The 14,482-nt window shown below is 63.7% G+C and carries 17 protein-coding genes; 7 read left to right on the top strand and 10 right to left on the bottom strand.

The window, feature by feature from the left end; all coding sequences use genetic code 11:
• Window positions 1-3: 3 nt before the first annotated feature.
• Together cobS and NMG46_RS05065 are read right to left on the bottom strand one after the other, a co-directional pair.
• Window positions 4-990, bottom strand: coding sequence for a cobaltochelatase subunit CobS (cobS, locus tag NMG46_RS05070; protein ID WP_023721131.1), 987 nt, complete (start codon window positions 988-990; stop codon window positions 4-6).
• 122 nt (window positions 991-1,112) lie between these two features.
• Window positions 1,113-1,742 carry a J domain-containing protein gene (locus NMG46_RS05065; protein WP_254816626.1) on the bottom strand — a complete coding sequence of 210 codons (630 nt, stop codon included), beginning with the start codon at window positions 1,740-1,742 and terminating at the stop codon, window positions 1,113-1,115.
• Between the two features lie 133 nt (window positions 1,743-1,875).
• Between NMG46_RS05065 and NMG46_RS05060 the strand changes: the two genes are divergently transcribed.
• Window positions 1,876-2,178 carry a BolA family transcriptional regulator gene (locus tag NMG46_RS05060; protein WP_254816625.1) on the top strand — a complete coding sequence of 101 codons (303 nt, stop codon included), beginning with the start codon at window positions 1,876-1,878 and terminating at the stop codon, window positions 2,176-2,178.
• A 5-nt stretch (window positions 2,179-2,183) separates the two neighbouring features.
• Here the strand turns inward: NMG46_RS05060 and NMG46_RS05055 are convergent, their stop codons facing one another.
• From NMG46_RS05055 to NMG46_RS05030, 6 genes are all read right to left on the bottom strand, one after another.
• Entirely contained in the window at window positions 2,184-2,576 is a 393-nt protein-coding gene (locus NMG46_RS05055; RefSeq protein ID WP_254817065.1) for a type II toxin-antitoxin system VapC family toxin, read from the bottom strand.
• Between the two features lie 2 nt (window positions 2,577-2,578).
• Window positions 2,579-2,812 (bottom strand): type II toxin-antitoxin system Phd/YefM family antitoxin, encoded by a 234-nt coding sequence (locus NMG46_RS05050; RefSeq protein WP_254816624.1) that lies wholly within the window; start codon window positions 2,810-2,812, stop codon window positions 2,579-2,581.
• Between the two features lie 162 nt (window positions 2,813-2,974).
• Window positions 2,975-3,781: an alpha/beta hydrolase gene (locus tag NMG46_RS05045; protein WP_254816623.1), complete on the bottom strand. Its 807-nt coding sequence runs from the start codon at window positions 3,779-3,781 to the stop codon at window positions 2,975-2,977.
• Between the two features lie 40 nt (window positions 3,782-3,821).
• Window positions 3,822-4,718 carry an HlyC/CorC family transporter gene (locus NMG46_RS05040; protein ID WP_254816622.1) on the bottom strand — a complete coding sequence of 299 codons (897 nt, stop codon included), beginning with the start codon at window positions 4,716-4,718 and terminating at the stop codon, window positions 3,822-3,824.
• A complete protein-coding gene (aroB, locus tag NMG46_RS05035; RefSeq protein ID WP_254816621.1) occupies window positions 4,715-5,857 on the bottom strand; it encodes a 3-dehydroquinate synthase in 1,143 nt (380 codons plus the stop codon). The genes NMG46_RS05040 and aroB overlap by 4 nt, the downstream gene beginning before the upstream one ends.
• Window positions 5,854-6,456, bottom strand: coding sequence for a shikimate kinase (locus NMG46_RS05030; protein ID WP_254816620.1), 603 nt, complete (start codon window positions 6,454-6,456; stop codon window positions 5,854-5,856). Before NMG46_RS05030 ends, aroB begins: the two co-directional genes overlap by 4 nt.
• A gap of 161 nt (window positions 6,457-6,617) precedes the next feature.
• Here NMG46_RS05030 and NMG46_RS05025 point away from each other — a divergent pair, with 161 nt between their 5' ends.
• From NMG46_RS05025 to NMG46_RS05005, 5 genes are all read left to right on the top strand, one after another.
• Window positions 6,618-6,767: a hypothetical protein gene (locus tag NMG46_RS05025; RefSeq protein ID WP_023677884.1), complete on the top strand. Its 150-nt coding sequence runs from the start codon at window positions 6,618-6,620 to the stop codon at window positions 6,765-6,767.
• The gene (locus NMG46_RS05020) at window positions 6,764-7,681 is read left to right on the top strand and encodes a site-specific tyrosine recombinase XerD (RefSeq protein ID WP_254816619.1); all 918 of its coding nucleotides are present in this window, start codon (window positions 6,764-6,766) and stop codon (window positions 7,679-7,681) included. Before NMG46_RS05025 ends, NMG46_RS05020 begins: the two co-directional genes overlap by 4 nt.
• A 99-nt stretch (window positions 7,682-7,780) precedes the next feature.
• Window positions 7,781-8,731: an acetyl-CoA carboxylase carboxyltransferase subunit alpha gene (locus NMG46_RS05015; protein ID WP_254816618.1), complete on the top strand. Its 951-nt coding sequence runs from the start codon at window positions 7,781-7,783 to the stop codon at window positions 8,729-8,731.
• A gap of 210 nt (window positions 8,732-8,941) precedes the next feature.
• On the top strand, window positions 8,942-10,270 hold the full coding sequence (locus NMG46_RS05010) for a murein L,D-transpeptidase family protein (protein WP_254817064.1): 1,329 nt from the start codon (window positions 8,942-8,944) through the stop codon (window positions 10,268-10,270).
• 5 nt (window positions 10,271-10,275) lie between these two features.
• Complete coding sequence (locus tag NMG46_RS05005) at window positions 10,276-10,545, top strand: sulfurtransferase TusA family protein (RefSeq protein ID WP_254816617.1); 270 nt, start codon at window positions 10,276-10,278, stop codon at window positions 10,543-10,545.
• A gap of 167 nt (window positions 10,546-10,712) precedes the next feature.
• Here NMG46_RS05005 and NMG46_RS05000 read toward each other — a convergent pair whose 3' ends face one another.
• Entirely contained in the window at window positions 10,713-11,852 is a 1,140-nt protein-coding gene (locus NMG46_RS05000; RefSeq protein WP_254816616.1) for a GTP-binding protein, read from the bottom strand.
• A gap of 4 nt (window positions 11,853-11,856) precedes the next feature.
• Complete coding sequence (locus NMG46_RS04995) at window positions 11,857-13,035, bottom strand: D-alanyl-D-alanine carboxypeptidase family protein (protein WP_254817063.1); 1,179 nt, start codon at window positions 13,033-13,035, stop codon at window positions 11,857-11,859.
• Between the two features lie 270 nt (window positions 13,036-13,305).
• On the opposite strand from NMG46_RS04995, the gene NMG46_RS04990 reads away from it, so the two are divergent.
• Complete coding sequence (locus NMG46_RS04990; protein WP_254816615.1) at window positions 13,306-14,469, top strand: M20 aminoacylase family protein; 1,164 nt, start codon at window positions 13,306-13,308, stop codon at window positions 14,467-14,469.
• The last annotated feature ends 13 nt before the right edge of the window (window positions 14,470-14,482 follow it).

Genomic DNA, 14,482 nt, shown 5'->3' with positions numbered 1-14,482 from the left:
TGCTTAGCCCAGCACCACATTCGCCGCCGATTCCGGCAAATCTTCGCCGAAGGCGCGCTGGTAGAATTCGGCGACCAGCGAGCGTTCGAGCTCGTCGCATTTGTTGAGGAAGGTCAGCCGGAACGCCATGCCGATATTGCCGAAGATTTCGGCATTCTCGGCCCAGGTGATAACCGTGCGCGGGCTCATAACCGTCGACAAATCGCCGTTGATGAAGGCCGAGCGCGTCATGTCGGCGACACGGACCATCTTGTTGACGATCTCCTTGCCCTTGCCGTCGCGATAGTGCTTGGCCTTGGCCAGCACGATGTTCACTTCGTTGTCGTGCGGCAAATAGTTCAGCGTGGTGACGATCGACCAGCGGTCCATCTGCGCCTGATTGATCTGCTGGGTGCCGTGGTAGAGGCCTGTGGTGTCGCCAAGCCCGACCGTATTGGCGGTCGAAAACAGCCGGAAGGCCGGATGCGGGCGGATAACCCGGCTCTGGTCGAGCAGCGTCAGCCGGCCCGACGATTCCAGCACGCGCTGGATGACGAACATCACGTCCGGGCGGCCGGCATCGTACTCGTCGAAGCACAGCGCGACATTGTGCTGATAGGCCCAGGGCAGGATGCCGTCGCGGAATTCGGTGATCTGCAGCCCGTCCTTGACGACGATGGCGTCCTTGCCGACGAGGTCGATACGGCTGACATGGCTGTCGAGGTTGACACGCACGCAAGGCCAGTTGAGGCGGGCGGCGACCTGCTCGATGTGCGTCGACTTGCCGGTGCCGTGATAGCCCGACACCATGACGCGGCGGTTATAGGCAAAGCCGGCGAGGATCGCCATCGTCGTATTCTTGTCGAACAGGTAGTCCGGATCGATGTCGGGGACATGCTCGCTCGTCACCGAATAGGCCGGCACCACCATCTTGGAGTCGAAGCCGAATGTCTCCTTCACCGACACCGTGGTGTCGGGCAAGTTGGCGATGTCGCGATCGACCTTGTTCATCTCTATCACGTCTCCACAAGCGAAACGCCGCGTTTCGCTGGTAATCGATTTTGTTCGGGGGCGGTCTTAGAGCCTTTTCCAACCCTATGAAAGTTGGAAAGCGACACGAACCGTAAGGTCGCTCAGCACAAACCTGCCTGCTTGAGCACGCGATACGCCTGGAGCACATCGCGGAACCGGTCTTCCGAACCTCTGTCGCCGCCATTCGCATCCGGATGGTGGCGTTTCACAAGTTCCTTATAGCGCGCCTTGATATCCTTGCCACTTGCCTTTGTATCAAGGCCAAGCGTTTCCAGTGCCTTGGCCTCAAGCGGCTTGGCCTTGCGCTCGCGTGCTTCGCGCGGGTCCTTCGGGCCTTTGAACAGGTCGAAGGGATCGCGCATGCGATTGTAGTAGCCGGCACGGCCGGAACGCGCCTGGGCGAAGTCGGGCGAGGAGCGTGTCGAGGCGCCGTTGACGCCCATTTTCCAGGTCGGCCGGTGGCCGGTCATGGCTTCCTTCTGGAAGCGCGCGATCTCGGTGTCGGGAACGCCCGAGAAATAATTGAAGCCCTTGTTGTACTCGCGCACATGGTCGAAGCAGAACTGGAAATACTCGCCTTCCTTCATCCGCCCGACCGGGGCGCGGTGGGTACCGGCCTCCTTGCAGCCATCCCATTGGCAGATCGGCGAACGCGACTTCAGCTCCGCGTCCTTCTCCGGGCGGATGCGAATCTTCTCGAAATATTTTGGGTACGGCTTCATCTCACCCATTTATGGGCCGTTCGCGGATGCGAAACAAGAATTGACATTTTCGCGATGATCGCCCTAACCGCTGAATCGCGGCATAAAACCGGCGAATGGCGAATTTTGTGCGATGACATAGATGTGGTGAAGGGAAGCGGCGATGTCCATACAGGCAACGATGGAAGATAAGCTGAAAAAGGCGTTTTCGCCGGAACGGCTGGACGTCATCAACGAAAGCCATCTCCATGCCGGTCATCATCACGTGGATTCCGGCCATCACGCTACCTTCGACGGCGCCGGCGAGACGCATTTCCGCGTCCGTATCGTCGCGCCAGCCTTTGCCGGCATGAGCCGCGTCGAGCGTCACCGTGCAGTCAACGATCTGCTGGCCGAGGAGTTGAAGTCCGGCGTGCATGCCCTGGCGATCGAGCCGGCGGCGCCCGGCGAAAAGACCCGCTGGTAGTTGCCCTACCAGATTGTCTTTACATATCGATAGTCTCGCAGCTTCTGATCCGCGGTCACCAAAGGTGCCGCAAATTTTCGACTGGTCGCGACAATGATCCGATCAGCCGGGTCCTTGTGAAACTCTCCCGGAAGTTCGATACTATTCACGGCAATCTCATTGTCGACGGAAATGAAGCTCAGTTTTTCAAGCTTGCTGACCGTTGCCAGCCATTCGCCCACGTCCATCGATAGCAGGAGACGCCCCCTGGAAATCAGCATGGCGATTTCCCATGCTGATATCGAGGAGATCAAAATCTCGCCGCCTATCCTCTCCCGCTCGATTGCCCGAAGTGCTGGTTCTGAAAGCATATCGGTCTCACCGCCGACCCAGCGGACGAGAACATGCGTGTCCAACACGATCAATTGCTGGCTTCCCAATCATCTTCGGCCACCGGATCCGTGGGGCGGTCGTAACGCAGCACAGACCCACGCAGCACCTCCAAAGGGTCGCGCCCAACCGACTCATAGCGTCGTATCTCTAGTGTGGGCTGGCCGTGATCGGTCACAATGATTGGCTCGCCACTCGTTTCAACCTGGCGAAAATACTCGAGAGCCTTTGCCTTGAATTTCGATTTCGACACCTGCGCGGTCATACGCCACCTCAATGAACAAAATTGCCGTGCACTATGTAGGACCAGAGGTGACCGCGGTCAATGACCATGGTCACAGAATCACTTCGGCCTTAGCCGCCCCTCGTTCCCCGAGTCTGGGCGCCTCTCACTTGCTTGCTGCCATCCAAAAGACTCGCTGGTAGATCAGCCGAGGCTCGCCCTCAGGAAAGCCATCACCGCCGCTGTCAATGCATCGCCTTCGGTGCCGAAGTCGCGATTGATCGACATGTGCGAATAGGCGCTGCCGTCGAACAGCGTGACCCTGGTTCCGGTGGCGCGCAGACGCCCGGCGAAGGCCTGCGCCTCCTCAGCACGGGTTTTCGCCCGTGAATGGGCGATGAAGGTCGGCGGGTGCTTGCGGCCTTCCACATAGGTGACAGGCGACAGCGCGCGCCACTGTGCCGGATCGGGAAAGGCGCGGGCATAGACCCCTGCCATGCCGCCGCTCCTGGCCAATGCCTCCAGGTCGTAAGCCCTGGTGTCATCGAGGATCAGTGCCGCGACCCCGGGCAGGCCGCCGCGCAGGCCGGTCAATGCGACGAGATGGCAGCCGGCCGAATGGCCCATCGCGACGATCCGGTCCGGATCGCCGCCATGCCTGGCGATGTTGGCGCGGACGTAGCGATAGGCCAGTTCGACATCCGCCGCCTGGGTGGCGACGTCGGCCTCGGGCAGCATCCGGTAGTCGATCGAGACGAAGCAGAAGCCATTGTCGAGCAGGAATTGCGGCTTGGCATTGACGTTGCCGCGACTGCCGACCCGCCAGGCGCCGCCATGGACGAAGAAGACGACCGGCAGGCCGCTTGCGCCGTCGCGGGAATAGATGTCGAGCTTGGCCGGCCCATAGTCGAAGGTTTCGGGCGACGGCGAACGCAGCTGCAATGCCGCCGCCTGCCCCGGCAACAGCGCCGCCATCGAGACCAGAAGCAGGCTTCGCCGATCGATTGTCATCCGCTCCTGACCGCCCTCAGGTGCCCCAAGATGCGCGCTGTCATTCGCCAAGCATCGCCGGCTTGATCCTCAGCCGCGCGATACGGTTCTTGTCGCGCTTCATGACGACGAAGCGCTTGCCGTGAAACGTAAAGGCCTGCTTTTCGTCCGGGATCGACTGCGCCTCGTGGATGACGAGCCCGGCAATGGTGGTGGCTTCCTCGTCCGGCAGGTTCCAGTCGAGCGCCCGGTTAAGGTCGCGGATCGGCACTGTGCCGTCGACGACGACGGAGCCGTCGGCCTCCTGCTTGACGCCCTGGATGTCGATGTCGTGCTCGTCGGCGATCTCGCCGACGATCTCCTCGATGATGTCCTCCAGCGTCACCAGCCCTTCGACCTCGCCATATTCGTCGACGACAATGGCGAAATGCGCCTTGCGGCGCAGGAAGGCGTTGAGCTGCTCCTGCAGCGTCGTGGTGTCGGGCACGAACCACGGTTTGGACGCGATCTTCATCACGTCGATCCGGGAGAAATCGTTGCCGACCTCGTTCAGCGCGCGCAGCAGATCCTTCGCGTGCAGCACGCCGACAATGTTGTCGAGCGAACCCTTCCACAACGGCATGCGGGTGTGCGGGCTCTGCAGGATCTCGCGAACCACCGCTTCGGGCGGGTCATCGGCATTGACCGAGCGCATATTGGTGCGGTGGACCATGACGTCCGACACTTCGAGCTCCTCGAGGTCGAACAGGCCGCCGATGCGGGCGCGGTCCTCGCGCACCACCTGGCCGTCACGGCGGAAATCGTCGATGGCGCCGCGCAGTTCCTCGCGCGCCGAGCGCTGCGGCTCGATGCGCTGCAGCTCATAGCCGAAGGCGGCGAGCAGGTGCCGGCGCAGGACGAAGCCCAGCAGGCCGAGGCCGGCGAGCACTGCAGCCGCGATCCAGCCGGCCTGACTCATCCCGGGCGGCTTTCCTGCCGACCCGGATGGTTCTCCCTGAGGAACGCCAGCACTTCCGAGGCCGGCACATCCCTGGCGATGAAGGCCTGTCCGACGCCGCGCGTCAGGATGAAGGTCAGCGCGCCGCGCGACACCTTCTTGTCCTGGGTGATGAAGGAGAACAGCTGCTCGGCGTCGGGCAATTCGCCCGGAATGTCGGCCATGCGCCAGGGCAGGCCGACGGCGCGAAGATGCGCCTCGACGCGCCCCGCATCGTCGGGGCTCGCCAAATTGAGCCTTGACGAAAAGCGGTGCGCCAGCGCCATGCCGATGGCGACGCCTTCGCCATGCACGAGCCGTGCGCCGTCATAGCCGGTCGCCGCCTCCAGTGCATGGCCGAAGGTGTGGCCGAGATTGAGCAGGGCGCGGTCGCCGGTCTCGAACTCGTCGCGGGCAACGACGTCGGCCTTGGCACGACAGGCCTCGGCGATGGCGGCAGCCCGCTCCGGCCCGCCGGCAAACACTTGGCGCCAGTTTTCTTCCAGCCAGGCGAAGAACTCCGGCCGGTCGATCAGCCCGTATTTGGTCAGTTCGGCATAGCCGGCGCGAAACTCGCGGATCGGCAGCGTATCGAGCACTTCGGTATCGGCCAGCACCAGCTTGGGCTGGTGGAACACCCCGACGAGGTTCTTGCCGCGCTTGCTGTTGATGCCGGTCTTGCCGCCGACGGAGGAATCGACCTGCGCCAGCAGCGAGGTCGGAACCTGCACGAAATTCATGCCGCGCCGCGCGATGCCGGCGGCAAAGCCGGCCAGGTCGCCGATGACGCCGCCGCCGAGCGCGATGACGACGTCGCCGCGCTCCAGCTTGGCGGCCAGCACGCCGTCGACCACCTCTTCGAGGTGCGCAAAGCTCTTGGTCTTTTCGCCTGGCGGCAGCGTGATGATGGCATGTTGGATGCCACCGCTTGCCAGGCCGGCCGCAAGCGTTGCGAGATGCGCGCTAGCGACGTTTTCGTCGGTGACGACCGCCGCCCTTGTGCCCGGCAGACGGCGCGAAATCTCGGCGCCGGTGCGTGACAGCAGGCCGGGGCCGATCAAAATGTCGTAGGCGCGCTCGCCAAGCCCGACTTCGACAGAGACCGTTGCATCAGCGCTCACGACCGCACCTCATCGATGTCGGCAACACCGAGATGGGCGCGCAGCGCGTCCACCACCTCGGCGGCAATGATCTCCTTGCGGTCGTCGCGGGTCGGCACGGTGACATCGGCCGCGGCGTAAACCGGGTAGCGTTCCGCCATCAGCCGTTCCAGCACGGCGCGCGGATCGGCGCTTTTCAGCAGCGGCCGGTTCTGCTTCTTCGAAACGCGCTCCATCAACAGATCGATTTCGGCCTTCAGCCATACCGAAACGCCATGGCTGGCGATCGCCTCGCGCGTCTGCGCGTTCATGAAGGCGCCGCCGCCGGTCGACAGCACCTGCGGCCCGTGCTCCAGCACACGCAGGATGACGCGCTGCTCCAGTGCCCGGAACTCCGCCTCGCCATAGCGCTCGAACAGGTCCGGGACGCTCATGCGCGAAACAGTTTCGATCTCCTGATCGCTGTCGATGAAGGGCAGCGCCAGCATCGCCGCCACCTTACGGCCGATGGCCGTCTTGCCGGCGCCCATCAGCCCGACAAAGACGATGGAACGGCCGCCCAGCCGGCCGAGCAGCGCGGCATGGCTCTCGCCCGGAGGATTTGCTGGTAGCGCGTTCATGCTTCTAGGGCCTCTTTGCCGGCGTATCGACATCAAAAGCCTGTTTGCGTCAAGCGTAACGCACCCAGGACCGGATATGGCTTCTCCCTTGAATTGCCCGGATTGGCGTCTCATAAGGGCACAGGGTTGGAAATGCAGAATAAGACGACGGGCGAAAATTAATGCCAACACTGTTTCGCTTTGTCGTGACGCTCGCGATTCTGGCCGGCATTGTCTATGGCGCGATGTTCGCCTTGGTCATGTTCGTCGAGCCGAGAAAGGCGGAAATGAGCGTGCGTATCCCTCCGGAAAAGCTCAATCCGAAAAAATGAACAGCGCCGCCCGCATCGAAGCCTTCCTGGAAATGATGAGCGCCGAGCGCGGCGCCGCCGAAAACACGCTTTCGTCCTATCGCCGCGACCTCGAGGACGCTTCCGCCGGGATCGCCGGCGGACTTGCCGGTGCCACCAGCGCCGACATCCGTGCCTATCTCGACGACATCGCCGCGCGCGGCTTTGCCGCCACCTCGCAGGCGCGCAAATTGTCGGCGATTCGGCAGTTCTTCAAGTTCCTCTATACCGAGGGCCTGCGCGGCGACGATCCGACCGGCACGCTGGACAGCCCGAAGAAGGGGCGGGCGCTGCCGAAAACGATGAGCGAAGCCGATACCGGCCGGCTGCTCGACCGCGCCGCGCAAGAGGCGAAGGACCCCTCCATGCATGACGGCGACACGCTCGCGGCGCTGCGCCTCCAGGCACTGGTCGAGGTGCTCTACGCCACCGGCTTGCGCGTTTCGGAGCTGGTCGGCCTTCCTGTGACGGTGGCGCAGCGCGACGACCGCTTCTTCATGGTGCGCGGCAAGGGCAACAAGGAGCGCATGGTGCCGCTGTCGGCCAAGGCGCGCACGGCGATGCGGACCTGGCTTGCCGCACGGGCGGCGGTGCCGGCTCTTGCCGACAGCCCGTTCCTGTTTCCGGCCGCCGCCGACAGCGGCTATCTCTCGAGACAGGTCTTTGCCCGCGAGCTGAAAGCGCTTGCCGCGCGGGCCGGCATTGCCGCGGCGAAGATATCGCCGCATGTGCTGCGGCATGCTTTCGCCAGCCATCTGCTGCAGAACGGCGCCGATCTCAGGGCCGTGCAGCAGCTGCTCGGCCACGCCGATATTTCAACGACGCAGATCTACACGCATGTGCTGGAGGAGCGGCTGATGCGTCTGGTCAACGATCATCATCCGCTTGCCGACTAGGCGTCATGTCGCTATGTGAGAACGACGTTCCACCGCGCCCAGCCTGCATTTTCAGGCTTGCGTCAGTCATTGCCTTCCGACTTGCCGGTCCGCCCAAGAATGTACAATTACCTCGATTTCGAAAAGCCTGTACAGGATCTCGAAGGCAAGATCCTCGAGCTGAAGAAGCTTGCCGAGAACGGCGAGGCGGTCGATGTCGGCGATGAGATCGCCCGTCTCGAGAAGCGCTCGCGCGATGCGCTGCGCGACGCCTACAAGGCGCTGACGCCGTGGCAGAAGGTGCAGGTGGCGCGCCATCCCGACAGGCCGCACTGCATCGACTACATCAAGGGCCTGCTTACCGATTTCACGCCGCTCGCCGGCGACCGCAACTTCGGCGAGGACCAGGCGATCGTCGGCGGCTTCGCCCGCTTCCGTGGCGAGCCGGTGGCGATCATCGGCCAGGAGAAGGGTTCCGACACGGCAAGCCGGCTGAAGCATAATTTCGGCTCGGTGCGGCCGGAGGGCTACCGCAAGGCGGTGCGGCTGATGGAACTCGCCGACCGCTTCCAGATCCCGCTGCTGACGCTGGTCGACACGGCCGGCGCCTATCCCGGCGTCAACGCCGAAGAGCGCGGCCAGGCGGAAGCCATCGCCCGCTCGACTTCGGCCTGCCTTGGCCTGAAGGTGCCGTCGATCTCGGTGGTGATCGGCGAAGGCGGCTCGGGCGGCGCCATAGCGATTGCCACCGCCAACCGCGTCTACATGCTCGAACACGCCATCTATTCGGTGATCTCGCCGGAAGGCGCCGCCTCGATCCTGTGGCGCGACACCACGCGATCCAGGGATGCCGCGACCAATATGAAGATCACGGCGCAGGACCTGCTGGAGCTGAAGATCATCGACGCCATCATTGCCGAGCCGCTCGGCGGCGCCCATCGCGCCCCCGAAACGGTGATCGCCGCCACCGGCGACCTCATCGCCAGGACGATGAAGGAATTCTCCGGCGCCAACACCGACTTCCGCGAGCATCGCCGCGAGAAATACCTGGCGATGGGCCGCAATCTGTGACCAACCCAGGCACGCGGCCCGAAATGTGGCGGCGCGAACCAGTTTCGCCACAAAAATGCCGCTGCATTCGGCTCAGTGGGCTTGCCGTAAGGGGACGCGCCGCATGCTTGCGGTAAGGAATTTTCAAGGTTAACGGGCTTAGAGTCCGTCAATGGTCGGTTTAGCAGCTGCGGCATCCGCGGCGCAGAGATGAAGACGATAGCCATATCCATGTTTGCCAAGCTTGCCCGCACCGGAGTTCTGATCGCTGCGATCGGCGTCGCCGGCTGCAATGACGCTTCGATGAAGGATTTTGCGCCGCAAGCCAACAAGCCGCTGCCGGACAAGATCCTGGCCGAAATGAAAGCCAAGGGCATGGTCCGCACCTCCTCGGTGATGGCCCGCATCTTCAAGGAAGAAGGCAAGCTCGAAATCTGGAAGGCCAAGACCAACGGCCGCTACGACCTGGTCGCGAGCTACGACATCTGCAAATGGTCGGGCAAGCTCGGCCCGAAATTCACCGAAGGCGACCGGCAGGCGCCGGAAGGCTTTTACACGGTCCGCCCGGCACAGATGAACCCGCGGTCGAATTACCACCTGTCCTTCAATATCGGCTACCCCAACGCCTATGACCGTGCCAATGGCCGCACCGGTTCCAACCTGATGGTCCATGGCGCCTGCTCGTCGTCTGGCTGCTATTCGATGACCGACGCGCAGATCGAGCAGATCTACGCTTTCGGCCGAGACGCCTTCCAGGGCGGCCAGACCGAGTTCCAGATCCAGGCTTTTCCGTTCCGCATGACTGCAGCCAATATGGCGCGCTATCGCAACGACCCGAACTACGAATTCTGGAAGATGCTGAAGGTTGGCTACGACAATTTCGAGGTCACCAAGGTGCCGCCGAAAGTCGACGTCTGCGAGAAGCGCTACGTGTTCAACCAGGTTGCAGCCGACGGCTCGACCTTCAATCCGACCGGCCCCTGTCCGCCGACCACCCAGCCCGATTCGCTGAAAAGCGCCATCAACGCCTATCAGAGCACCTATGAGGCGGCCTTCAACGGCGCCATAAAGGCCAGCGTGCCGGCGCCCAAGCCGACCATCGCCGGGATCAAGGAAGCCAGCATCGTTTCCGACTGGTCGAAACGGCGCGCGCGCGGCGAACGCGTGCCGATCGAGCCGCCCTCGCTCAACCCGGACGGCACGGTGACCGAAACAGCGCGCATGGGCCGCGTCGATTCGCCGGCGGGCCGCAAGATGGCGGCGCTCGACGCCGAAAAGGCTGCCAAGCAGAAGGCCGAGGAACAGCGGCTTGCCGCGATAGAAGCGGCGAAGGCAGCGAAAGCGGCAGCCAAGGCGCAAGCCCTGGCCGAGAAGGAAGCCGCCAAGGCGCAGGCATTGGCCGAAAAGGATGCTGCCAAGGCGGCGGCCGAAGCGCCTGTCGCGACCGCAACCGTCGCGCCATCCGCGGAGGCCGTTCCGGTCGCGGAAACGCAGGCTGCGGACGCCGAAAGCACGGCGACACGGCTGAAGAAGAAGCTGCTCGGCATGTTTGGCGGCTGAGGTTCATGCTTGAACAGGAAGATGGGGGCCAAGAAGACAGGCCCTCAACCAGCCCCGCCGCCGTCTACGACCTCAAAGGCTTGAACTGTCCGTTGCCCGTGCTCAAGGCAAAAAAGCGCCTGGCTGCAATGCAGCCGGGCAGCCGCTTGTGGCTCGAAACCACCGACCCGCTCGCCGTCATCGACATTCCCGCCTTCTGCGCCGAGAGCGGCCATCGGCTGATCGAAACGACGGCGATGGCAGGCGGCCACCGCTTCCTGGTCGAGCGCGGCTGAGCGCGTGATCTCCCCCCTCGAGGGGGAGATGTCGCCGAAGGCGACAGAGGGGGTTGCCTCGGCTGGCGCGACGCCATGTACGACCAAAGAGAAAGTTGGCGCTTCACGCGCGGCAACCCCCTCTGGCCTGCCGGCCATCACCCTCTCGAGGGGGGAGATCAGCCGCTTCACCGCCCGGCGATGGCCAGCGGATTGCTCTCCAGTGCCGCCCGGTCCGGCGTGTCGATCGACGGCTGGTTGGTGAAGGCGGCGAACAGCCGGCGGACATAGTCTTCCGGCATGTCGAGCGTGATCAGCACCAGCCTGGTGCCGCGCTGGCTGTCCGGCCAGGCCGGCAGTTGCACCGGCGGATGCAGGATCTTCTGCACGCCATGGATAACCAGCGGCCGCGACGGGTCTTCTGCAAGCTCGATGACGCCCTTCATCCGCAACAGGCGCTCGCCATGCGCCGAGCGCAGCAGATCGAGGAACATCTCGATTGCCGAAAACGGCACCGGCCCGTCATGAACCAACGAATGGGAACGCACGCGGGAATCGTGCCTATGGCCATGACCATGACCATGGTGATGGTGATCGCCACCGTCATGCCCGTCGTCATCATGCCCGCTGTGGTCATGTCCGCTGTGGTCATGGTCGTCGCCGGCTTCTTCGCCGAGCCAACGCTGCACATCGACGGATTTGGTGGCCGGATTGTAGAGGCCGCAATCGAACAGGGTCGCGGCGCTTGCCTGGCTCGCGTCGAGCACCACGGCGCCCGGGTTGAGCTGCCTCAGCCGCGCCCGCAACGCCTCGACATCGCCTGCATCCGTGGCCAGGTCGGCCTTGCTGAGCACGATGCGATCGGCGACGGCCACCTGCTTCACCGCCTCGACATGGGCATCGAGCGTCGCATTGCCGTTGACGGCGTCTACCAGGGTGATGACGCCGTCGAGCCGGAAGGCCTGGACCAGGGCCGGGTGTGCCATGATCGACTGCAGCACGGGGGCGGGATCGGCGAGCCCGGTGGTCTCGACCACGACGCGGGCAAGCCGGTCGATGCGGCCGGTCTGCAGCCGGTCGACGAGATCGGCCAGCGTGTCGACCAGCTCGCCGCGCACCGTACAGCAGAGGCAGCCGTCAGAGAGCTGGATGATGCCGTCGGAGGCCTGCTCGACCAGGAGATGGTCGATCGCCACCTCGCCGAACTCGTTGATGATGACGGCGGTGTCGGCGAGCGCGGGATCCCGCAGCAGCCGGTTGAGCAGCGTCGTCTTGCCCGCACCGAGAAAGCCGGTGAGCACCGAAACGGGGATCGGGAAGCCGGCCATGCGGCTAGTTCAGCACCTTGGCCGGCTGCTGTACCTGCGCGGCGGTGGTGGATCCGGCCACAACAGGCTCGCCGCCGGCCGGCGGCGGCCGGTCCGGCCGCCATGTCGGCAGCGGCACGTCGGCATATTCCTGCCCGGAGGCGTCGAGCATCGCCTTCGGCGTCGGTCCCGTGGCGCCGCCGAGACCGACGGCGATCAGCGTCGGCACATGATCGAGCTTTTCCTGATAGGGCGACTTCGGCACGTCCTTGCCCTTGTCGCCGACGGCGGGTGCTGCTTCCGACTGCTCCTCGGCCGGTTTCTTCTTGCAGATTTCGTCATTCATATCGTTGGCCGACATCGTGTCCCCATAGGCGGGCAGCGCCGCGACCGTCAGCCAGCTCGGCGCCGGCGTTGCAAAGCCCTGGTCGAGCAGTTTTGCCGCCGTTTCGGCGCGGGTAATGGCTGACCGTTCGCCGAGCACCACGGCGACCAGGGTGCGGCCGTTGCGGGTCGCCGAGCCGATCATGTTGAAACCGGACGAGCAGACGAAACCCGTTTTCATGCCGTCGGCACCCGGATAGCGGCCAATCAGGAGGTTGTAGTTGGAGATTGCCTTTTTGCCGACGGCAAGGCCTTCGATCGAGAACCAGGGGGCATATTGCGGGAAGTCCTTGCGGATCGCCATCACCAGCAAAGCGAGATCGCGTGCTGTCGTATATTGGTCCGGCGAATAGAGCCCGTTCGGATTGACGAAGTGCGACCCGCTCATGCCGAGCCGTTGCGCTTCGGCGTTCATGCGTTCGGCAAAGGCGGCCTGCGAACCGCCGATATTCTCGCCGACCGCCATGGCGATATCGTTGGCCGATTTGACCAGCATCATCTTCAGCGCGTTGTCGAGCCGCATCACCGAGCCCGGCTTGAAGCCCATCTTGCTCGGCGGCTCGCCGGCCGAATGTTTCGTTACCTTGATCGGCGAATCGAGCTGGACCTCACCCGCGGCAATAGCCCGAAACGCCACATAGGCGGTCATCAGCTTGGTCAGCGATGCCGGGTACCAGCGCCTGAACGCCTCCTGGTGCTGCAGGATCTTGCCGCTGTTCAGGTCGAACAGGATGGTCGGATTGGCCACGGCAGGCCCGGCCAGCGCCGGAAGCACCACCGCGCCCGCCACCAACAGTTTGAGGAAATGCCTGTAGCGCATCATGAAAACCGAAATAGCCTCTTGCCGCAGTCGCACCTGGCTCCGTAAGATTTCGTTACACGATCACCAGGATAATGGTCCGGCTCTCTGTTCCCGGACCACAGTCGCGGTGCTATTTACTCTATGTGACGTCAACATGGCAAAGTGCTGCCGATCACAATGTGGAAGCAGCAGCACAATGCAAAGCAGCGTGCATGGTTGCAAGGCAGCAGGCACAATTGCAAAGCAGCAGGCCAACACCGCCTGCTCCAACAGCGAAATGGAACCATCATGCCGATCCTGAACCGAGCCGCCGAAATGCAGGACGAGGTGGCCGGCTGGCGCCGCCATTTGCACCAGACGCCGGAGCTGAATTTCGACGTCTTCAAGACCGCCGCTTTCGTCACCGAGAAGCTGAAGGCTTTCGGCTGCGACGACATCGTGACTGGTTTGGGCAAGACCGGCGTCGTCGGCATCATTCGCGGTCGCCACGGCGAAGGCTCGACCATCGGCCTGCGCGCCGACATGGATGCCCTGCCGCTCAACGAGATCACCGGCAAACCCTATGCCTCGACGGTCCCCGGCAAGATGCACGCCTGCGGCCATGACGGCCACACCGCGATGCTTTTGGGTGCCGCCAAATACCTCGCCGAAACGCGCAATTTCGCCGGCTCGGTCGCGGTCATCTTCCAGCCGGCCGAAGAGGGCGGCGGCGGCGGCAACGAGATGGTCAAGGACGGCATGATGGAGCGCTTCGGCATCTCCAAGGTGTTCGGCATGCACAACATGCCGGGCCTGCCGGTCGGCCAGTTCGCCATCAGGCCGGGCCCGATCATGGCGGCGACCGCCGAATTCACCATCACCGTCAAGGGCCGGGGCGGCCACGCGGCGATGCCGCACGGCACCATCGATCCGATCGTCATCACCAGCCAGCTCGTCGGCGCATTGCAGACGATCGCCTCGCGCAGCACCGATCCGGTCGAGGCGGTGGTCGTCTCGGTGACGAAATTCCACGCCGGCGACGCCTATAACGTCATTCCCGAGACCGCCGAGATCGCCGGCACCGTACGCACGCTGAAGAAGGAGATCGCCAAGAAAGCCGAAGAGCGCATCCGCGCCCTTTGCCAAGGCCTGGGCGCTGCCTTCGGCGCGACAATCGAGGTCGACTACAATGCCAACTACCCCGTCACCTTCAACCATCCCGAAGAGACGGTCTTTGCCAGCGACATCGCGGCCGACGTCGCCGGCGACAGTCATGTTCACCGCGCCATCCAGCCAGTGATGGGCGGCGAGGATTTCTCCTACATGCTGGAAACCCGGCCGGGCGCCTTCATCTTCATCGGCAATGGTGATACCGCCGGCCTGCACAACCCGGCCTATGACTTCAACGACGAGGTCATCCCGCACGGCATGAGCTATTGGGTGAAGCTGGCGGAAACGGCGCTGGCGGCATAGCCGTTCGGCATTG

This window comes from Mesorhizobium sp. LMG 17147 (assembly GCF_024297145.1).
Lineage (GTDB): Bacteria > Pseudomonadota > Alphaproteobacteria > Rhizobiales > Rhizobiaceae > Mesorhizobium.
The sequence above is the reverse complement of the archived record's forward strand: the minus strand, read 5'-3'. Positions and strand labels throughout refer to the sequence as shown.